Raw genomic sequence first — 19,218 nt, 5'->3', positions numbered from 1 at the left:
TGTTGTACCGCAGCAATTCGAGAGGATGACGAGATGGGACTGAAACACCGCGAAGACCGCGAGCCGGAACAGCAGGAGCAGGAGCGTTCAGAGCCGGCCGCTGAGCGGACCACGTCCACGACGCCTTTGGCGAGCGAAGGGCTCGAACAGTTGCGCGACAGTCACTGCTGATCACGAAGTCTGGTCGGTCGCCGCCTGCTGGCGCTGAAATCATCCGCAGCGGCCTCGTGCGCCGGCCCGCTTCCCCGCGGGGGCACCATCAGCACGACCACGTGCCACGCCAGACCGCGCCGGCCCCACAAATTGGCCTGTACCGTGAACTCGCGTCGGACGACGTGTTCGGCTTTCGAGGACGCCCATTCCATCCAGCGGCCGCAATAGTCCTGGCCGCGGAAACACGCCGCGGCCCAGCCTCGGTCGGGCGTCGTCTTGCGCTGCAAGCCCGAACCGTATTCAGACTCGAACGGTCGTGCATAATACGGATGATCGGGGCTGTAGAACGCCGTCGCAAAGGCCAGCGAATCATCACCACTCACGGCGCTGAGCGGCGTACCGGTCAGCTCGCGCCACTCGCGCGTCAATTCGCTAGCCAGCTGCGCGTAGAAATTCCTGCCTTCTTCGTAGCCGTGATCGTTACGATAGACGGCATGGATCGGCGCGGCGACCAGGACGGCGGCGAGCGCGACGCCAGCCACGATCACGGTGAGATTGACGGTGTAGAAGCGCTCGATCGGATAGCGCGCGCCGCAGACCACGAGAACGGCGAACAGGAACAGCCCCTGCAAGGCCCACAGCGAGGGCAGATCGGTGCCCATCATGAGGGATGTCATTATCGGCAGCGCGATCGTGCCTATGGCAACGTGGAACAGAAGTCGCAGTCCCGGACCCATTGCGGCGAAGTCGGCCGGAAACTGCTTCAATCGCGTGCCGGCGATGAATACCCACGTCACAGCCGACACGATCATCGCCGCCGCCAGCCCGAGCAGGAAGTTCCTGGCTTCGCCGAGCGAGCTTAGGACATTGCCGTTAGCGTGCGCCAACGCATAGCTGAAAGTCGGCGCCCCCGTCGTCGCCAGCCAATAAACGTGTGGTGATAGCGCCGCCAGGCCGACGACCACCGATATCCAGGGCGAAGCGGAGGTAAAATAGGCGCGCCGCGCCGGGTGCGCCAGCGCGGCAAACGCGAAGCTCGCGACGAGAAAGATCGAATAATACTTGCCGACCATTGCCAGCGCTGTCGTGCATCCTAGCGCGACCGCCCACGATACTGCGCGCGTCTCGAACGCACGCAGGAAGCACCAGGTCGCCAGCGGCCAGACCGCGAGCAGCACGGCATTGGCATTGAAGCGCTGAGCATGGAACTGATAGGCCGGCGTCAGCATCAGGAGCAGCAGCACCAGGACGCGCTTGTGTCCGGTCACGAATTGCCGTGCGATCCGGTCGACGAAGTACAGTGCAAGCCCGGCATTGGCCATTGCCATCAATTGCAGCGACCAGTCGCTGAGCGGGAACACGGAAGTCCAGCCAGCGGCAATCCAGCCCATCAAGGGCGGATGCTTGTGATAGCCCCAGGCGAAATGCCGCCCCAGCGTGCAGGCCTCGAGCGTATCAGGGTGCAGACCGCCTCCGGCATAGGCGATCGCCAGATAGAGCGTCCAGATCGCAACGAAGCAGGCGATGAGAAGCGGCACGGCCCAACCCGCCTCGACGCCATCCAGCCAACGCAGGAACGGTCGCCGCCAACGCGCCGGCGCGCGATCGGACCGTTCGGCCCTCGCCTGGAATGCAAAATCGATCGGCACAGGAACTAAATTCGAGAGGAAAAGTGATGCGTGAGGACAAGGACATCTATTTCAGGATTGAAACAAATAGCAATGATTGGAAGTCAGAAGGGTTAAGAGCTCCACCGGTTTCAAACTGACGCGAGGCTGACAAACGACAACGGCGCCGCTCATGACAGCGGCGCCGCAGGATCATCGAGCCAATGGCGCGAGGATACGTCTTCCGCTCACTCCGACTTGTCGACGTTCCAGAACAGCGGCGTCGCCGGGCCGTCGAGCACGCCGGTCAGCGATTTGCGCCAGCCGCTCGGCAGGAGATACTGCCCCAGCGGGATGTAGATCACCTGTTCATAGGCTTCCTTCTGGATGTCCGCGGCGATCTTCTTCTGCTCGTCGATCGAGGACGCGCGGACGAAGGCATCCTTGAGCTGCTCGATCTTGGCGTCTTCCGCCCAGCCGAACCAGCCGCCCTTCTTGCCCTGGCCGCCGATCGAGAGATTGGCAATCGGGTTGGAGACGTCGGCCGCGACCCAGTTGGTGAAGAACATGTTCCAGCCACCCTCCTTCGGGGGCTTCTGGCTGGCGCGGCGGCTTACCACCGTCTGCCAATCGGTCGCTTGCAGATCGACCTTGAAGCCGGCCTCGCGCAGTAGCTGGGCCGCAACGATAGGCTGCGCCTTGAGCGTCGTGACATCGCCTGGGGCCATGATCACGACCGGGGTGCCGTCATAGCCGGACTCGGCGAGCGCCTTCTTGGCCTCCGCCATGCCGTTGCCCTTCACCAGGGTCTCGGCGCCCACCTCGGTTGCGAGCGGCGTATCGCACACGAAGAAGGCACCACAGATCTTCTGATATTTCGGGTTTCCGACCAGCGCGTCGAGCACGTCCTTCTGGTTTATCGCCAGGAAGGCTGCGCGGCGTATTTTGACGTTGTCGAACGGCGGATGCAGGAAGTTCATGCGGCCGAGCGTCTGAAAACCGAACTTGTTCGAGACCTCGATCGTGAGCTCCTTGTTCGCCTCCAGTATCGGCAGCATGTCGTAGGGCAGATTCTCCATGAAATCGATGTCGCCCGATTGCAGCGCGTTCACCGCAGTCTGCGAGTCCGGCATGGTGATCCATTCGACGCGGTCGACCTTCACCACCTTGCCGCCCGAGGTCCAACTCGCCGGCTCCTTGCGCGGCACGTAATCGGTGTTCTTGACGTAGACCGCCTTCACGCCCGGCTGGAATTCCGACTGCACGAACTTGAAGGGACCCGAGCCGATCTGCTCCGGGATCTGCTTGTCCGGCGGTGTCTCGGCGAGGCGCTTCGGCATCATGAAGGCGACGCGCGAAGAGGGTTTTCCGATGGAGTCCAGCACGAGGCCGTACGGCTCCTTCAGCTTCAACGTGATGGTCTTGGCGTCGGTCGCCTCGATGCTCGCGGTGAAATCCATGAGCTTCTGGCCCATGCCGTCGACCGCGGCCCAACGCTTCAGCGAGGCGACGCAGTCTTCCGCCGTCACAGGCGCGCCGTCATGCCACTTCAGGCCGTCGCGCAGCGTAAAGGTGTAAGTGAGCTTGTCATCGGAAATCTTCCAATCCGCCATCTGCGGCTGGATCTTGAAGTTTGAATCGGTGGCGACCAGCGTGTCGTAGACCATGTAGCCATGGTCCCGCGTGATGTACGCGGTGGTGAAGATCGGATCGATGATGCGCAGATCCGAATGCATCACCGCCGTAAGAGTCTTGCCGGCGGCAAGCACGGGCGAGGCCAAGCCGACCGAAAGCGCGACCACCGACAGCGCAAGTTTGGAGGCGAACGCGCGAGGCCCCCGGCGCATGAAGTTGAACATGGAAAGTTTCTCCTGACGTGAAACTGTTCAAAGGCAGATTATTGATTGAGCATCCGGTTCGTTCTTTGGGCGAACTAACCTCATGCAATGCCTTTATCTTTCGAGACTTGCAGACAGTGCCGAGCGCGTCAATCCGGTTTCGGTGCAAGCCGTCGCGGCGTGTGCAAGGGCTCCAAAAAGATCGGTTTGGCTTTACAACGCTCTCGGCCCGTCCTCCCCTGCGCCAATGCAATGCGCGTTCCAGCTTTGAAGCTTGAGAGACATTGAGATGAACCCAGCCAATCTTCCCTTCGATTCCGAGGCGATGCTCCAGGGCCTGCGCGGCTGGGTGGAATGCGAGAGTCCGACCTGGGACGCAGGCGCCGTGAACCGCATGCTCGATATCGCAGCGCGGGATATGGCGATCATGGGTGCGACGATCGAGCGCATCGCCGGCCGCCAGGGTTTTGGCGGCGTGATCCGCGCGCGCTTCCCCCATCCAAAGCAGGGCGGGCCGGGCATCCTGATCGCCGGGCACATGGATACCGTGCACCCGGTCGGCACCATCGAGAAGCTGAAATGGCGGCGCGAGGGCAACAAGTGCTACGGCCCCGGCATCTACGACATGAAGGGCGGCAATTATCTCTCGCTGGAGGCGATCCGGCAGCTGGCGCGCGCCGCCTTCACTACGCCGCTGCCGATCACCGTGCTGTTCACGCCGGATGAGGAAGTCGGCACGCCCGCCACCCGCGACATCATCGAGGCGGAGGCCGCGCGCAACAAATACGTGCTGGTGCCCGAGCCTGGCCGCGCCGACAATGGCGTCACCACCGGACGATACGCCATCGCGCGTTTCAATCTCGAGGCGACGGGCCGCCCGAGCCACGCCGGCGCGACGCTGTCGGCGGGACGCTCGGCGATCCGTGAGATGGCCCGGCAGATCCTCGCGATCGACGCGATGACCACGGACGACTGCACCTTCTCGGTCGGCGTCGTGCATGGCGGCCAATGGGTCAATTGCGTTGCCACGACGGCCACAGGCGAAGCGCTCTCGATGGCCAAGCGCCAGGCCGATCTCGACCGCGGCGTCGAGAGGATGCTGGCGCTGTCGGGCACAACCAATGATGTCACCTTCAAGGTCACCCGTGGCGTAACGCGGCCGGTGTGGGAACCGGACGCCGGCACCATGGCGCTGTATGAAAAAGCCCGCGGCATCGCCAAGTCGCTCGGCGCCGAGCTGCCGCATGCGAGTGCCGGCGGCGGCTCCGACGGCAATTTCACCGGCGCAATGGGAATCCCGACGCTCGACGGCCTGGGCGTGCGCGGCGGTAACGGCCACACGCTCGAAGAGTATATCGAGGTCGAAAGCCTGGTCGAACGCGGCCGGCTGATGGCGGGGCTGCTGGCAACGCTGGAGTGACTGTCTGCGTCATTCCGGGGCGGTCCGAAGGACCGAGCCCGGAATCTCGAGATTCCGGGTTCGCGTCTTCGACGCGCCCCGGAATGACGACGGGCAAAGAGAGCACGCCACGACAGGCCGCCCTGTAAAAGCTGTGGCCCGGATGGCACGGGAATTGCTGAAATGTTAGGCTAATGGCAGGCTTGCCGAAGGCCCTGCCCGATTTGACTCTAATCTGACGGATCCAACTTGCTCGGATATCTCGTTCGCCGAATCTTCGCCGCCGTGCCCGTAATGGGCGTCGTCGCGCTGTTCGTCTTCCTGCTGCTCCGCCTCACCCCCGGCGATCCCGCCGCGATTCTTGCCGGCGACAACGCGACGCCGGAACGGCTGGAGCGCATCCGCGCCTCGCTCGGCCTCAACGAGCCCCTGATCGTGCAGTTCGTCACCTGGGTGAACAAGCTGCTGCACGGCGATCTCGGGACGTCGCTGATTTCCAACCTGCCGGTGATGAAGATGATCGGCCAGCGTGTCGAGCCGTCGATCTCGATCGCGCTGTCGACCATCATCCTCGCCGTCGTCGTCGCCGTGCCCCTGGGCGTAATCGCGGCGTGGAAGCATGGCACCTGGATCGACCGTTTCGTGATGGGCCTGTCCGTGCTGGGCTTCTCCGTCCCGGTGTTCGTCGTCGGCTATGTCCTGATCGAAATCTTCGCGATCAATCTGCGCTGGGTCCCGGTGCAGGGCTTCAAGAGCATCTCGAGTGGTTTTGGGCCCTTCTTCGAACGCATCATCTTGCCGACCTGCGCGCTCTCCTTCATCTACATCGCGCTGATCGCGCGCATGACGCGTGCGGCGATGCTCGACGTGCTCGGCGAAGATTATGTCCGCACGGCGCGCGCCAAGGGCATCAACGAGGTCGCGGTGATGATGCGGCATGCGCTGCGCAACGCGGCCGTGCCCGTGATCACCGTGATCGGCACCGGCTTTGCGCTGCTGATCTCCGGCGTCGTCGTCACCGAGAGCGTGTTCAACATTCCCGGCATCGGCCGCCTCACCGTGGATGCGGTGCTGGCGCGCGACTATCCGGTGATCCAGGCGATGATCCTGCTGACGTCGCTGATCTATGTCGTCGTCAATCTCCTGATCGACGTCGCCTATACGCTGCTCGATCCCCGGATTCGGTACTGAGGCAAGGGTAACAACAATAATGTCGGTCGATAGCCTTCCCCAGTCATCCATTCCGATCACGTCGCCGCTGCGGCCGCGCTTCGGATTTCTCACCTCGACGCCAATCATCGCGACGGCCACGGTCTTGCTCGGGCTGGTCGTGGTGATCTCGATTCTCGCGCCGCTGATCGCGCCGCATGATCCGATCCAGCTTGCGCCGTCGCAGCGGCTGAAGCCGTCGTCGGCGCAGTTCCTGCTCGGCACCGACGCCTACGGCCGCGACCTGCTGTCGCGTGTCATCTATGGCGGCCGCATCTCACTCCTGATCGGCATCGGTTCGGCGATTCTCTCGGTCGCCATTGGGCTTGCAATCGGTCTCGTGTCCGGCTTCTTCAAGCTGGTCGATGCCGTGATGATGCGGATCATGGACGGCCTGATGGCGATGCCGAGCATCCTGCTCGCGATCGCCGTGGTGTCACTCTCTGGCGCCAGCCTCTGGACCGTGCTGATCGCGATCACCATTCCGGAAATCCCGCGCGTGGCGCGCCTGGTGCGCTCGGTGGTGCTGTCGGCGCGCGAGGAGCCCTACGTCGAGGCAGCGATTTCGGTCGGCTCCAGCCTGCCGAAGATCATGTGGCGGCATCTGATGCCGAACACGATTGCACCGCTGATCGTCCAGGGCACCTATGTTTGCGCCTCCGCGATCCTGACCGAGGCCATCCTCTCCTTCCTGGGCGCCGGCATTTCGCCGGAGACGCCGACCTGGGGCAACATCATGGCCGAGGGCCGCCAGTACTTCCAGCTCAAGCCGTCGCTGATCTTCTGGCCGGGCCTGCTGCTCTCGATCGCCATTCTCAGCATCAATTTGATCGGCGATGCCGCCCGCGACGCCCTCGATCCGCGCATGAAGCAGCGGGAGGGGAAGTGAAACAGGTAATAGTGTCATTCCGGGGCGCGCCTCTTGGCGCGAACCCGGAATCCATTTCACCGCTTGGACTGACGCCCGGTGGATTCCGGGTTCGCGCTGCGCGCGCCCCGGAATGACGAAAGACCCTGCATGACCAGCACCATCCTCGACATCAACAACCTCGTCGTCTCCATCGGCAAGAAGCCGGGTGGGCCGAAGATCATCGACGGCATCTCGATCCAGGTACGCGAGCGCGAGACGCTGTGCCTCGTCGGCGAAAGCGGCTCGGGCAAGTCGGTGACCTCCCTCACCACGATGGGCCTGTTGCCGAAGGGCACGCTGGTGCCGACCGGCGGCAGCATCAAGCTGGTCGGCGAGGAGCTGCTGACCGCGACCGACCGCCGCCTGCGCCAGCTCCGCGCGACGCAGATGGCGATGATCTTCCAGGAGCCGATGACCGCGCTCAATCCGGTGGTGCCGGTCGGCCGCCAGATCGACGAGGTGCTGCGCGCCCATACCGATCTTGACGCCAAAGCGCGCAAGAAGCGCATCCTCGACATGATGGAGCAGGTCCGCCTGCCCCAGGTCGAGCGCATCTTCGCCTCTTACCCGCACCGCCTCTCCGGCGGCCAGCGCCAGCGCATCATGATCGCAATGGCGCTCGTGCTCGAGCCGAAGCTGCTGATCGCGGACGAGCCCACCACCGCGCTCGACGTCACCACGCAGAAGCAGATTTTGACCCTGATCCGCGACCTCCAGCGCGATCACGGCACCGCCGTGCTGTTCATCACTCACGATATGGGCGTGGTGGCCGAGATCGCCGACCGGGTCGCGGTGATGCGGCAGGGCCGCCTCGTCGAGACCGGCGCGCTCGATACCGTGCTGCGCAATCCCACCATGGAATACACCCGCAATTTGCTCGCCGCAGTGCCGAGCTTGGTGCCGCGCGCGGCGCGGGACGAGACCAAGGAGCCGGTGGTGCTGGAAGCCAACGAGCTCAGCAAGGTCTATAAGGAGCGCGCCTTCTTCGGCAAAGGCCGTGAGGTCGTCGCCGCCGACAAGGTGACGCTGACACTGCGCAAGGGCCGTACGCTCGGCATCGTCGGTGAGAGCGGTTCCGGCAAGTCGACGGTCGCGCGCTGCATCGTCCGCTTGATCGATCCGACCTCCGGCGGCGTGCGCCTCGCCGGCCGCGAGATTGCCGATATCTCGCGCCGCCTGCTCCAGCCGCACCGGCAAAAGATTCAGATCGTGTTCCAGGATCCCTATCGCTCGCTCAATCCGCGCGTCACCGTCGGCGAGAGCATCGCCGAAGGCCCGATCAACTACGGCGTCTCGCACACCGAGGCGATGAAGCGGGCGCGCGATCTGCTCGAGTTGGTCGGCCTGCCGGTCGATGCGGTGTCGCGCTATCCGCACCAGTTCTCCGGCGGACAGCGCCAGCGCATCGCCATTGCCCGGGCGCTCGCGCTCGATCCCGATGTGCTGGTCGCGGACGAAGCGGTCTCCGCGCTCGACGTCTCCGTGCAGGCGCAAGTGCTGGAGCTGCTCGACGAGATCCAGAAGCGGCTCGGCATCGCGATCCTGTTCATCACCCATGATTTGCGCGTCGCCGCGCAAATCTGCGACGAGGTCGTGGTGATGCAGCACGGCCGCGTCGTCGAACAGGGCCCCGCCGCCGAAGTGCTGACGCATCCGAAGGAGGCCTACACCAAGGCACTGCTGGATGCGGCTCCGGGGCGAGGCTGGGACTTTGCGAACTTCCGGCCGGTGTCGGAGGGCGTGGCGGCGAGCGCCTGACGTCGTTCTGGCGAAAGCCAGAACCCATTACGGGAGACGTTTGGCGAGGCTCATCACTCGGGACTACAGCGCACACGACAGATGGACCTCGCGGTGGCTCCTGGTCTTCGCCAGGACGACTCCGCGGTGTGGCAGATGGCTCCTCTCACACCCCACCGCATCCGCAGCATTCCCAAAACGATCTGACCCCATGCATGGCGCGATTGCTTCCCACCTTGCTCTTGCAGCAAGGCCAAGGCTAACTTCGCGCACTCTTGATCGATTGGACTGGATCGAATGACACGTATCGCCGTCGGCGGCTTCCTGCACGAGACCAACACCTTCGCGCCGACGAAGGCGACGTTCGCGGACTTCCAGCATGGCGGCGGCTGGCCGGCGATGACGCAGGGCGCCGACGTGTTGAAGGTGATGCGGCGCATCAATGTCGGTCTCGCGGGCTTCGTCGACGGCGCTGAAATGAACGATTGGGAACTCATCCCAACGATCGCCTGCGGTGCGAGCCCGTCGGCGCATGTCACCAAAGATGCTTTCGAGCGCATCGTGAAGGTGATGATCGACGGCATCGCAGCCGCCGGTCCGCTCGATGCCGTCTATCTCGACCTGCACGGCGCGATGGTGGCCGAGCACCTCGACGATGGCGAAGGCGAGATCCTGGCGCGCGTGCGCCGGATCATCGGCAAAGATATTCCGCTGGTCGCGAGCCTCGACCTGCACGCCAACGTCACGCCCGAGATGATCGAGCATGCCGACGCGCTGATCGCCTACCGCACCTATCCGCATGTCGACATGGCCGCAACCGGCCGCGCCTGTGCGCGCCATCTCGCACTGCTCCTGAAGTCCAGGCAACGCTTCGCAAAGGCGTTCCGGCAATTGCCATTCCTGATCCCGATCAGCTGGCAGTGCACGAGCGACCAGCCGACCAAAAGCATCTACGAGAAGCTCGCCGCGCTGGAGGGTGACGCGGTTCCGACGCTGTCCTTCGCGCCCGGCTTCCCCGCCGCCGATTTCCGCGATTGCGGGCCGAGCGTGTTCGCCTATGGCAAGACGCAAGCGGACGCCGACCGCGCGGCCGATGCGCTTCTCAAGCTGATCGAAAGCCACGAGGACGACTTCGACGGCAAGATCTGGTCGCCCGACGACGGCGTGCGCCATGCGATGGAGCTTTCCAAGGGTGCGAGCAAGCCGATCGTCATCGCCGACACCCAGGACAATCCCGGCGCGGGCGGCGATTCCGATACCACCGGTATGCTGCGCGCACTGGTGCGCAACAAGGCAAGTGCCGCGACGGGGGTGATCTACGATCCGGAATCGGCCAGAGCCGCGCATGCAGCCGGCGTCGGGGCCGCCGTCACGCTGTCGCTCGGCGGCAAGTCCGGCATTCCGGGCGACGAGCCCTATCGCGAGACCTTCGTGGTCGAAAAACTCTCCGACGGCCGCTTCATCGCGTCCGGCCCTTATTATGGCGGCCGCGAGATGGAGATGGGCCCCTCCGCAGCCTTGCGCATCGGCGACGTCCGCGTCGTCGTCTCCTCGCACAAGGCGCAGCTCGCCGATCAGGCAATGTACCGCTATGTCGGCATCGAGCCGACGCGAGAGAAGATTTTGGTCAACAAGAGCTCGGTGCACTTCCGCGCCGATTTCGAGCCGATCGCGGAAAAGCTGCTGATTTGCGCCGCACCGGGCGCGATGCCGGCCGACACCGCCTGCCTGCCCTGGACGCGCCTGCGGCCGGGCATCCGCATCAAGCCGAACGGACCCGCCTTCACCCCTTCCTCACGCTAACCGGACAGGACACATGCCCACGATCGACCGCATCGACGGCTATGCCGACGAACTCACCGCTATCAGGCGCGACCTCCACGCCCATCCCGAGATCGGCTTTGAGGAAGTGCGCACCTCCGGTATCGTCGCCGACAAGCTGAAGAGCTGGGGCATCGAGGTGCATCGCGGTCTCGGCGGCACCGGCGTGATCGGCGTCATCAAGGGTAAGGGCACGAGCGGCAAGCGCATCGGCCTGCGCGCCGATATGGACGCGCTGCCGATGGAAGAGAACACCAATCTGAAATGGAGCTCGAAAATTCCCGGCCGCTTCCACGGCTGCGGCCACGACGGCCACACCACCATGCTGCTCGGCACCGCGCGCTATCTCGCCGAGACCCGCAATTTCGACGGCACCGTGCACCTGATCTTCCAGCCGGCCGAGGAAGGCCTCGGCGGCGCCCGTGCCATGATCAAGGACGGACTGTTCGAAAAATTTCCCTGCGACGAGCTCTACGGCCTGCACAACGCGCCCGATCTCAACCACGGCGAGATCGCGATTCTGCCGGGCCCGGCGATGGCCGGCGCCGACTTCTTCGACCTCCGCATCACGGGCTACGGCGCGCATGGCGCGATGCCCGAGCGATCCAAGGACGCGGTGATCATCGCGACCACGCTGGCGCAGGCGATCCAGACCATCGTCAGCCGCAACGTCGAGCCGCTGCAATCCGCCGTCATCTCGATCACCCAGATCCATGCGGGCTCCGCCTATAACGTCATCCCAGGCGAAGCGCATCTTTGCGGCACCATCCGCACCTTCTCCAACGAAGTCCGCGCCATGATCAGCGAGCGCATCCGCACGATCTGCGCTGGTATCGCCGCCGCATTCCAGTGCGAGATCGCGGCCGACATCCGCGACACGTTCGGCGTGCTGGTCAACCAGGTTGAGCAGTCCAAGGTGGTCGAGGAGGTCGCGCGCACCGTGGTCGATCCTGCCAACGTGATCACCCGCGCCCAACCGAAGATGGGCAGCGAGGATTTTGCCGACATGCTGCAGACCATCCCCGGCGCCTATTTCTGGGTCGGCCATGACGGCTCGGTGCCTGTGCACAATCCCGGTTTCGTGCTCGACGACAAGATCCTGCCGATCGGCGCCAGCATGTTTGCCCGCATCATCGAAACCCGCATGCCGGTGGGTGGCAATGCATAAAGAGAGCGTCGAAGAGACGGTCACCTCGCTGCATGATCTGTCGGCGGTCGATCTGATCGCGGGCTATCGCGCCAAGCAGTTCTCGCCGAGCGAGGTGCTTGAAGACGTGCTTGCGCATGTCGCGGCGTGGGAACCGCATCTGAAGGCGCTCTATGCATTCGATCCCGACGGCGCGCGCGAGGTCGCAAAGGCCTCGACCGCGCGCTGGAGCGGCGGCGAGCCGTGCGGCGCACTGGACGGCGTGCCTGTTACGGTGAAGGACAACATCGCGACCAAGGGCGTGCCGGTGCCGCTGGGTGCTGCCAGCGTCAAGCTGGTGCCGGCCGAGAAGGACGCACCGCCCGCCGCGCGGCTGCGCGAGGCCGGCGCCATCATCTTCGCCAAGACCACCATGCCCGATTACGGCATGCTGTCCTCCGGTCTCTCCAGCTTTCACGCGCTCGCGCGCAATCCCTGGGACCTCTCCAAGAATCCCGGCGGCTCCAGCGCGGGTGCGGGCGCCGCCGCTGCCGCCGGCTATGGTCCCTTGCATCTCGGGACCGATATCGGTGGCTCGGTGCGCCTGCCCGCCGCTTGGTGTGGCCTCGTCGGATTGAAGCCCAGCTTCGGCCGCGTGCCGATCGATCCCGCCTATGTCGGCCGCGTCGCAGGTCCCATGACCCGCACGGTCGACGATTGTGCGCTGATGATGAGCGTGATCGCCAAGCCCGATCGCCGCGACGGGATGAGCCTGCCGGCCGAGCCGCTCAACTGGAAGGGGCTGGAGAAGTCTCCGCGCAAACTGCGCATCGGCCTGATGCTCGATCCCGGCGTCGGCCTGCCGCTGGACAAGCCGGTGCGCGAGGTCGCCGTGAAGGCGGCCAAGGCGTTCGAATCCGCCGGCGCGATCGTGACCGAGGTCGACGGCATTCTCACACGCGACATGCTCGACGGCCTCGACAATTTCTGGCGTGCGCGCATGTGGGACGATCTGTCCAAGCTGACGCCGGCCGAGCAGGCCAAGGTGCTGCCCTACATCTTCAAATGGGGCGAGTCCGGCGCAAAGCTGTCAGGCGTCGACGTCATCCGCGGCTTCAATCAGACCATGGCGATCCGCGCAGCAGCAGGAAAGCTGTTCTGCGAGATCGACTATGTGATCTCGCCGACCGCGCCGAATGTGAACTATCCGGCGGAATGGGCCTCGCCCACCAACGATCCCATGAAGCCGTTCGAGCACATCGCCTATACCGTGCCGTGGAATATGTCGGAGAATCCCGCGATCTCCGTCAACGGCGGCTTCGACGCCAAGGGTTTTCCCATTGGCGTGCAGATCGTCGGCCGTCGCTTCGACGATATCGGCGTGCTCGGCATGGCCAAGACTTTTGAAGGTCTACGCGGCCCGCAGCGGCCTTGGCCGAGCCCGCCGGCGGGTTAGAATCGCATCTAGCGTCTGCGCACAACTCGTCATGCGCGGGCTCGACCCGCGTATCCATCCTCTCCGAAAAAGATGGATTGCCGGGTCAAGCCCGGCAATGACAGAATTGATTCAACAATGACAAGGGAAGGAAACCACCATGGCCTATGAGACGATCAAGTACGAGGTCGCCGAGCAGATCCTCACCATCACGCTGAACCGGCCCGACAAGCTCAACGCCTTCAACGCACAGATGCAAGCAGAGCTGATCGACGCGTTCGACGCCGCCGACAAGGACGACAATATCCGCGCCATCATCGTCACCGGCGCGGGCCGCGGCTTTTGCGCGGGCGCCGATCTTTCGTCCGGCGCGGATACGTTCGACCGCGACGCGCGCCGCGGGCCGGTGAAGCGGCTCGCCGACGGCAAGGTCGATTACAGCGATCCGCAGGTGCGCGACGGCGGCGGCCAGGTGACGCTACGCATATTCAAATGCTTGAAGCCCGTCATCGCTGCCGTGAACGGCCCTGCCGTCGGCATCGGCGTCACCATGCAGCTCGCGATGGACATCCGCATCGCCTCGGATGCCGCTCGCTTCGGCTTCGTGTTCTCCCAGCGCGGCATCGTGCCGGAGGCCGCCTCGAGCTGGTTCCTGCCGCGCATCGTCGGCATCTCGCAGGCGCTGGAATGGTGCTATTCCGGCCGCGTCTTCCCGGCACAGGAAGCGCTCTCCGGCCGTCTCGTCAGCAAGGTCGTGCCGCCCGATGATCTCCTGCCGACGGCGCGCGCGCTTGCCCAGGAATTTGCCGCCAAGACCGCGCCGGTCTCGATCGCCCTGATCCGCCAGATGATGTGGCGCATGATGGGCGCGGACGATCCGATGGAGGCGCACAAGATCGACAGCCGCGGCATATACGCCCGCGGCCGCTCCGACGATGTGAAGGAAGGCGTGGTGTCGTTCCTGGAAAAGCGTCCGGCGCAATTCAAGAACAAGGTGTCCAGCGATATGCCGGACTATTTCCCGTGGTGGACCGAGCGGGAATATAAATAGTTCACGGTCATTCCGGGGCTCGCGAAGCGAGAACCCGGAATCTCGATTCCGGGTTCGCCCTTCGGGCGCCCCGGAATGACGGTGGTAAAACTCAATCCATCACCAGCGCCACGCGGCCGATCGCCTTGCGCTCGATCAGCAATCGCATCGCCTTTGCATAGTCTTCCAGCGGCAGGCGATGCGAGACGTTGGGACGCAGCTTGCCCTCCTCCGCCCATTGCAGCAGCGCCTTCAGGCGCACGTCGCCGAGTGCGGGATTCCTTCGAACCGCTTCGCCGGCGCGCACGCCTAACACGCTCGCGCCCTTGATCAACAGGAGATTGGTCTTGGCCGAACCGATGCCGCCGGTAAAGCCAATCACCAGCAATCGCGCGCCCCAGGCGATGCAACGCATCGAATCCTCGAACACCTGGCCGCCGACGGGATCGAACACCACATCCGCGCCGCGGCCGTCGGTGATGTGCTTGACAGCATCGCGAAACGGCTCACGATCGTAGCGGACGAGATGATCGGCGCCGCGCGATTTCGCGATCGCCAGCTTCTCGTCGCTGGAGGCGGTTGCGATCACGGTCGCACCCAGCATCTTGCCGATCTCGACGGCCGCGAGACCGACGCCGCCGCCGGCGCCATGCACCAGCAGCACCTCGCCCGGCGCGACCCGGCCGCGATCGATCAGTGCATGATAGGCCGTGCCATGACCAGCGAGATAGGTCGCGGCCTCAGCATAGTCGAAAGTGGACGGCTTAGGGGTGAGTTGCGATGGCGTCACCACCGCTTCATCCGTGAAGGCGCCGTGGCGCATCTTCACGATGACCTTGTCGCCGACGGCAACGCCCCTCGCCTCCGCACCCACCTCGATGACGTCCCCGGCAGCTTCCATGCCGGGCGTGAACGGCAGCTCCGGCTTGAGCTGATATTCGCCAGCCGCCATCAGCACGTCGGGAAAGTTCAGGCCGGCAGCGCGGATCGCAACGCGCACTTCGCCGGGCTTTAGCGGCGGCGACGGAAACTCCTCCAGCCGCAACGTCTCGGGCGCGCCGAGTTCGCGGCAGATGACGGCCCGCACCATCAGGCCGCACTCGCCTTTTGACGCTGCAGCGCCTCGCGGATCAGCGGCAGGCGGTCGTTGCCAAAGTACATGTCGGTCTTGCCGACGAAGATCGTCGGCGAGCCGAAACCGCCACGCGCCACGACCTCTTCGGTATTGGCCTTGAGCTGGTCTTTGATGCCCTGCTCTGCGATGCCGGCGAAAAATTTCTGCTCGTCGATGCCGACCTTCTTGCAGATGTCGGCGAGCACCGCGTCCTGCGAGATGTCCCTGTCCTCGCCCCAGTAGGTCTCGAACACGGCCGCGGCGAACGGCACCATGTGATTGCCGAGCCAGATGCAGCCGCGCATCGCCTTGACGCTGTTCACGGGAAACACGGTCGGCGGCATCTTGATCGACAGGCCTGCCGAGCGCGCCCAATCGGCGAGATCCTTCTTCATGTAACGCGCCTTGAGCGGCACCGGCTTTTCGCGCTGCGCGTAGACGCTCGGATTGACCGTGTTGAAGATGCCGCCGACCAGGATCGGCCGCCAGATGATCTCCGCGCCGAGCTCCTTCGCCAGCGGCTGGATGTTGTGAAAGGCGAGATAGGTCCAGGGGCTGGAACAGTCGAAGAAGAATTCGATCATGGCGTTTCCGGTCCGGCGTCGCGGGGTTGACGACTTTTGTCGTTCTGTACCTCGACGTTAAGACATGGCAGGAAGAGGCGCAACATAACCCGCCGGGAGGCCGCCATGCTGTTTCCAACCACGATCGCCGGCTCCTTGCCGAAGCCGGAATGGCTCGCCGAGCCCAACATGCTGTGGGCGCCCTGGAAATCGCAGGGCGAGGAGCTCTTGCGCGCCAAGCGCGACGCGACGCTGATCTGGCTGAAGATCCAGGAGGACGCCGGCATCGACATCGTCACCGAGGGCGAGCAGGCCCGCCAGCATTTCGTGCACGGCTTCCTGGAGAAGGTCGAAGGCATCGACTTCGCGCACAAGGTCGAGATGGGCATTCGCAAGGACCGCTACAAGGCGATGGTGCCGCAGGTAGTCGCTCCGCTCCGGCTCAAGGGCCGCGTTCATGCCGACGAGGCGCGCGTCGCGCGCTCGCACACGAAAAAGAAGCTGAAATTCACGCTGCCCGGCCCCATGACCATCATCGACACGATTGCGGACCGCTATTACGGCGACCGCGTGAAGATGGCGTTCGCTTTCGCCGAGCTGCTGAACGAAGAGGCCAAGGCGCTCCAGGCCGACGGCGTCGATCTCGTGCAGTTCGACGAGCCCGCCTTCAACGTCTATATGGACGAGGTCAACGACTGGGGCATCAAGGCGCTGGAGCACGCGGCGCAGGGTCTCACCTGCGCCACCGCCGTGCACATCTGCTATGGCTACGGCATCAAGGCCAACACTGACTGGAAGGCGACGCTCGGCAGCCAATGGCGGCAGTATGAGCAGATCTTCCCGGCAATCGATGCCAGCCCGATCCAGCAGGTCGCGATCGAGTGCCGCAATTCGAAGGTGCCGCTCGACCTGCTGGCGCTGCTCAAGACCAAGATTGTGCAGGCCGGCGTGATCGACGTAGCCAGCGACACGGTGGAGACGGCGGACGACGTCGTGAAGGTGATCGAGGCAGTGTCGAAATTCGTCCCGAAGAGCAACATCATCGCCACCACCAATTGCGGCATGGCGCCGATGCGGCGGGAGATCGCCGAAGCCAAGCTGATGGCGCTCGGCGCCGGCGCGGCGCTGGCGCGCGAGAAACTCGGGTAATGGCAAGGGCGCGCTGTGCTAAGGCAGCGCCGTCGGATGCAACACGGGCGCGTAGCCGGAGTTCAATGTGCGCAGCGTCGAGGGCGGCGTCAGTAACGTCGCTTCGCCAAGCTGACGCTCGACCGCGGTATAACCCGCCGGCGACCACAACAGCGCCCTGCCCCGCATCACCAGAAAACTCTCCTCGCCCTGCTGAACCATTGCGCCGTCGGGGAGCTGGTCGAGCGGCACCAGCAGTACGTGCAGTCGTTTGCTGCCGTGATCGAGCCGCTCATGATGCAGCACCGTGTCGATGTCGTGCATGCGGACGCCGTGCACGCGATTGCCCTTTTCCCACGCAGCCCGGAAGCGATTGGCATCGTCGCGGCGGCAATAGAAGCAGGGGCGATGGCCGGCGGCGAGCGCAGTGGCCTCGTCCAGGAAGAACAGCTCGGTCCAGCTTCGCTGTGCCATCACCTCGCGGCGCCGTCCGCGGAATTCGCAAGTGCAGGTGAGCCAGGCCGGCGACGACCACCGCTTCCGAAGCAGCGTCTTCGTCGCGGGATCATGGATGATGCCGCGATTGCCGGTGAACAGGCCGCGATGGGGCGTGGCAATGATCTCACCAGTCGGCGTGACGCGATTTTGCAGGGGCATGGCTGCCTCCGCCCGTTAAACCGACGTCATTCCGGGGCGGTCCGCAGGACCGATCCCGGAATCTCGAGATTCCGGGTTCGATGCTTCGCATCGCTCCGGAATGACTTCGTCTCTCACGCGGCCCCGTCGCGAAGCGGCGGGTGGTAGGACAGCGCAGTGTCCCAGGGGAAGAAGATCCAGGTATCCTGCGACACTTCCGTGATGAAGGTATCAACCAGCGGACGCCCCATCGGCTTGGCGTAGACGGTGGCGAAATGCGCATTGGGCAGCATCTCGCGCACCAGCTTGCCGGTCTTTCCGGTATCGACAAGGTCGTCGACGATTAGAAGCCCCTTTCCGGTGCCGCCGCCGAGCTTCATCGCCGCCTCGGAAATACTCTTGAGGACCTGAAGCTCGCCGTGCTTGTTGTGGTCGTAGCTGGCGATGCAGACCGTATCGATCACGCGCACGCCGAGCTCGCGCGCCACGATCGCGGCCGGCACCAGGCCGCCGCGGGTGATCGCGATCACTGCATGGAACGGACCGACCTCGTTGAGACGCCAGCTCAGCGCCCGGCAATCCCGGTGGAATTGGTCCCAGGAGACCGGGAAGGCCTTGCCCGCCCGCTCCTGCGCGCTCAGTTCCGGTGATTCACCCGCCATTGTCGTCTCCTGCTTCGTAAAACGTCCGGCAAGCCGGGCGCTTTAGCGGGTGATGTTCAATCCCGCCAGCATTTCCTTCACCGCCGACATCGCCGCCGCGAGCTTATCCGCATCGCGCGAGCGCACCACCAGATTGGTGTTCGGCCTTTGCTCCTCATCCATGAAGGGATAGCTGCCGATGATGGTGTCGGGATGGGCGGCCGCGATCGCGCGCAGCGGGCTGCCGATGTCGCCCTCGCGCGCATTGGCGCGGACCGATTCGGAAAGCATGCGTACGCCGGATTTCAGCTTGGGCGAGACGATGTCCATCATCGCCTGCATGATCGAGGGCACGCCGGCCATCACGATGACATTGCCGATCTTGAAGCCCGGAGCGAGGATGGTCGCGCTCTGGATCAGCTCAGCACCGTCAGGGATGCGAGCCATGCGCAAGCGGGCCTCGTTGAGGTCCTGCTCGCTCCAGCGCTCGCGGAAGCGGGCGACCACCTCCGGGTGATGGTCGATGCCGACGCCGAAGGCCTTGGCGACGCTGTCGGCAGTAATGTCGTCATGGGTCGGGCCGATGCCGCCGGTGGTGAAGACATAGGTGTAGCGCTGCCGCAGTGCATTCAACGCGGCGATGATGTCGTCCTCGTCGTCGGAGACGATCCGGACTTCCTTGAGGTCGATGCCGATATTGGTCAGGTATTCGGCGATGAACCCGATGTTCTTGTCCTTGGTTCGGCCGGACAGGATTTCGTCCCCAATGACCAGAATGCCCGCCGTGACGATCTCGCTCATAAAACTGTCCCTCACCTGTGGCGCCAACTTTGCCGAGGTAACGCGTTGAAGTCACGCGGTTTTGCCGCCG

The 19,218-nt window shown here is 64.4% G+C and carries 17 protein-coding genes; 10 read left to right on the top strand and 7 right to left on the bottom strand.

The genetic code is table 11. The features are described 5' to 3' along the window. Positions 1 to 33 precede the first annotated feature (33 nt). A complete protein-coding gene (locus tag IVA91_RS05540) occupies positions 34 to 171 on the top strand; it encodes a hypothetical protein (RefSeq protein WP_247280079.1) in 138 nt (45 codons plus the stop codon). Here IVA91_RS05540 and IVA91_RS05535 read toward each other — a convergent pair. Continuing rightward, positions 162 to 1,802 (bottom strand): glycosyltransferase family 39 protein, encoded by a 1,641-nt coding sequence (locus IVA91_RS05535; RefSeq protein ID WP_247280080.1) that lies wholly within the window; start codon positions 1,800 to 1,802, stop codon positions 162 to 164. The two genes, IVA91_RS05540 and IVA91_RS05535, sit on opposite strands and share 10 nt — an antisense overlap. Before the next feature lie 206 nt (positions 1,803 to 2,008). Beyond that, a complete protein-coding gene (locus IVA91_RS05530) occupies positions 2,009 to 3,619 on the bottom strand; it encodes an ABC transporter substrate-binding protein (protein ID WP_247280081.1) in 1,611 nt (536 codons plus the stop codon). Between the two features lie 268 nt (positions 3,620 to 3,887). Between IVA91_RS05530 and IVA91_RS05525 the strand changes: the two genes are divergently transcribed. From IVA91_RS05525 to IVA91_RS05490, 8 genes are all read left to right on the top strand, one after another. Next, positions 3,888 to 5,018, top strand: a complete 1,131-nt coding sequence (locus tag IVA91_RS05525; protein WP_247280082.1) for a M20/M25/M40 family metallo-hydrolase — start codon at positions 3,888 to 3,890, stop codon at positions 5,016 to 5,018. A 228-nt stretch (positions 5,019 to 5,246) separates the two neighbouring features. Beyond that, entirely contained in the window at positions 5,247 to 6,188 is a 942-nt protein-coding gene (locus tag IVA91_RS05520; protein ID WP_247280083.1) for an ABC transporter permease, read from the top strand. 19 nt (positions 6,189 to 6,207) lie between these two features. Then, positions 6,208 to 7,095, top strand: a complete 888-nt coding sequence (locus tag IVA91_RS05515) for an ABC transporter permease (RefSeq protein WP_247280084.1) — start codon at positions 6,208 to 6,210, stop codon at positions 7,093 to 7,095. 129 nt (positions 7,096 to 7,224) lie between these two features. Then, on the top strand, positions 7,225 to 8,874 hold the full coding sequence (locus tag IVA91_RS05510) for an ABC transporter ATP-binding protein (protein ID WP_247280085.1): 1,650 nt from the start codon (positions 7,225 to 7,227) through the stop codon (positions 8,872 to 8,874). A gap of 276 nt (positions 8,875 to 9,150) precedes the next feature. Further along, positions 9,151 to 10,656: a M81 family metallopeptidase gene (locus tag IVA91_RS05505; RefSeq protein WP_247420734.1), complete on the top strand. Its 1,506-nt coding sequence runs from the start codon at positions 9,151 to 9,153 to the stop codon at positions 10,654 to 10,656. Between the two features lie 13 nt (positions 10,657 to 10,669). Beyond that, positions 10,670 to 11,842: a M20 aminoacylase family protein gene (locus tag IVA91_RS05500; RefSeq protein ID WP_247280086.1), complete on the top strand. Its 1,173-nt coding sequence runs from the start codon at positions 10,670 to 10,672 to the stop codon at positions 11,840 to 11,842. Then, the gene (locus IVA91_RS05495) at positions 11,835 to 13,256 is read left to right on the top strand and encodes an amidase (RefSeq protein WP_247280087.1); all 1,422 of its coding nucleotides are present in this window, start codon (positions 11,835 to 11,837) and stop codon (positions 13,254 to 13,256) included. The genes IVA91_RS05500 and IVA91_RS05495 overlap by 8 nt, the downstream gene beginning before the upstream one ends. Before the next feature lie 139 nt (positions 13,257 to 13,395). Beyond that, positions 13,396 to 14,286: a crotonase/enoyl-CoA hydratase family protein gene (locus tag IVA91_RS05490; protein WP_247280088.1), complete on the top strand. Its 891-nt coding sequence runs from the start codon at positions 13,396 to 13,398 to the stop codon at positions 14,284 to 14,286. Positions 14,287 to 14,377: 91 nt separating this feature from the next. On the opposite strand, the gene IVA91_RS05485 is transcribed toward IVA91_RS05490, so the two are convergent. Next, the gene (locus IVA91_RS05485; protein WP_247280089.1) at positions 14,378 to 15,355 is read right to left on the bottom strand and encodes an NADPH:quinone oxidoreductase family protein; all 978 of its coding nucleotides are present in this window, start codon (positions 15,353 to 15,355) and stop codon (positions 14,378 to 14,380) included. Further along, positions 15,355 to 15,963 (bottom strand): 2-hydroxychromene-2-carboxylate isomerase, encoded by a 609-nt coding sequence (locus IVA91_RS05480; protein ID WP_247280090.1) that lies wholly within the window; start codon positions 15,961 to 15,963, stop codon positions 15,355 to 15,357. Before IVA91_RS05480 ends, IVA91_RS05485 begins: the two co-directional genes overlap by 1 nt. Before the next feature lie 105 nt (positions 15,964 to 16,068). Between IVA91_RS05480 and IVA91_RS05475 the strand changes: the two genes are divergently transcribed. Next, positions 16,069 to 17,091 (top strand): methionine synthase, encoded by a 1,023-nt coding sequence (locus IVA91_RS05475; protein ID WP_247280091.1) that lies wholly within the window; start codon positions 16,069 to 16,071, stop codon positions 17,089 to 17,091. An 18-nt stretch (positions 17,092 to 17,109) separates the two neighbouring features. On the opposite strand, the gene IVA91_RS05470 is transcribed toward IVA91_RS05475, so the two are convergent. The 3 genes from IVA91_RS05470 to IVA91_RS05460 all read right to left on the bottom strand — a co-directional run bounded on the left by IVA91_RS05470 (position 17,110) and on the right by IVA91_RS05460 (position 19,148). Continuing rightward, complete coding sequence (locus IVA91_RS05470) at positions 17,110 to 17,727, bottom strand: hypothetical protein (RefSeq protein ID WP_247280092.1); 618 nt, start codon at positions 17,725 to 17,727, stop codon at positions 17,110 to 17,112. 113 nt (positions 17,728 to 17,840) lie between these two features. Then, positions 17,841 to 18,368: a xanthine phosphoribosyltransferase gene (gene gpt, locus IVA91_RS05465; RefSeq protein ID WP_247458407.1), complete on the bottom strand. Its 528-nt coding sequence runs from the start codon at positions 18,366 to 18,368 to the stop codon at positions 17,841 to 17,843. A 42-nt stretch (positions 18,369 to 18,410) separates the two neighbouring features. After that, positions 18,411 to 19,148, bottom strand: coding sequence for a molybdopterin-binding protein (locus IVA91_RS05460; protein ID WP_247280094.1), 738 nt, complete (start codon positions 19,146 to 19,148; stop codon positions 18,411 to 18,413). Positions 19,149 to 19,218 lie beyond the last annotated feature (70 nt).

The organism is Bradyrhizobium sp. 153, from assembly GCF_023073835.1.
GTDB lineage: Bacteria > Pseudomonadota > Alphaproteobacteria > Rhizobiales > Xanthobacteraceae > Bradyrhizobium.
Note: the sequence above shows the minus strand (reverse complement) of the source record. Positions and strands in the feature narration are given on the sequence as shown.

Excerpts from the sequence above, each read along its gene's own strand:
- IVA91_RS05540 (WP_247280079.1), top strand. The coding sequence starts at position 34 with ATGGGACTGAAACACCGCGAAGACCGCGAGCCGGAACAGCAGGAGCAG.
- IVA91_RS05530 (WP_247280081.1), bottom strand. The coding sequence starts at position 3,619 with ATGTTCAACTTCATGCGCCGGGGGCCTCGCGCGTTCGCCTCCAAACTT.
- IVA91_RS05525 (WP_247280082.1), top strand. The coding sequence starts at position 3,888 with ATGAACCCAGCCAATCTTCCCTTCGATTCCGAGGCGATGCTCCAGGGC.
- IVA91_RS05515 (WP_247280084.1), top strand. The coding sequence starts at position 6,208 with ATGTCGGTCGATAGCCTTCCCCAGTCATCCATTCCGATCACGTCGCCG.
- IVA91_RS05510 (WP_247280085.1), top strand. The coding sequence starts at position 7,225 with ATGACCAGCACCATCCTCGACATCAACAACCTCGTCGTCTCCATCGGC.
- IVA91_RS05505 (WP_247420734.1), top strand. The coding sequence starts at position 9,151 with ATGACACGTATCGCCGTCGGCGGCTTCCTGCACGAGACCAACACCTTC.
- IVA91_RS05500 (WP_247280086.1), top strand. The coding sequence starts at position 10,670 with ATGCCCACGATCGACCGCATCGACGGCTATGCCGACGAACTCACCGCT.
- IVA91_RS05495 (WP_247280087.1), top strand. The coding sequence starts at position 11,835 with ATGCATAAAGAGAGCGTCGAAGAGACGGTCACCTCGCTGCATGATCTG.
- IVA91_RS05490 (WP_247280088.1), top strand. The coding sequence starts at position 13,396 with ATGGCCTATGAGACGATCAAGTACGAGGTCGCCGAGCAGATCCTCACC.
- IVA91_RS05485 (WP_247280089.1), bottom strand. The coding sequence starts at position 15,355 with ATGGTGCGGGCCGTCATCTGCCGCGAACTCGGCGCGCCCGAGACGTTG.
- IVA91_RS05480 (WP_247280090.1), bottom strand. The coding sequence starts at position 15,963 with ATGATCGAATTCTTCTTCGACTGTTCCAGCCCCTGGACCTATCTCGCC.
- IVA91_RS05475 (WP_247280091.1), top strand. The coding sequence starts at position 16,069 with ATGCTGTTTCCAACCACGATCGCCGGCTCCTTGCCGAAGCCGGAATGG.
- IVA91_RS05470 (WP_247280092.1), bottom strand. The coding sequence starts at position 17,727 with ATGCCCCTGCAAAATCGCGTCACGCCGACTGGTGAGATCATTGCCACG.
- gpt (WP_247458407.1), bottom strand. The coding sequence starts at position 18,368 with ATGGCGGGTGAATCACCGGAACTGAGCGCGCAGGAGCGGGCGGGCAAG.
- IVA91_RS05460 (WP_247280094.1), bottom strand. The coding sequence starts at position 19,148 with ATGAGCGAGATCGTCACGGCGGGCATTCTGGTCATTGGGGACGAAATC.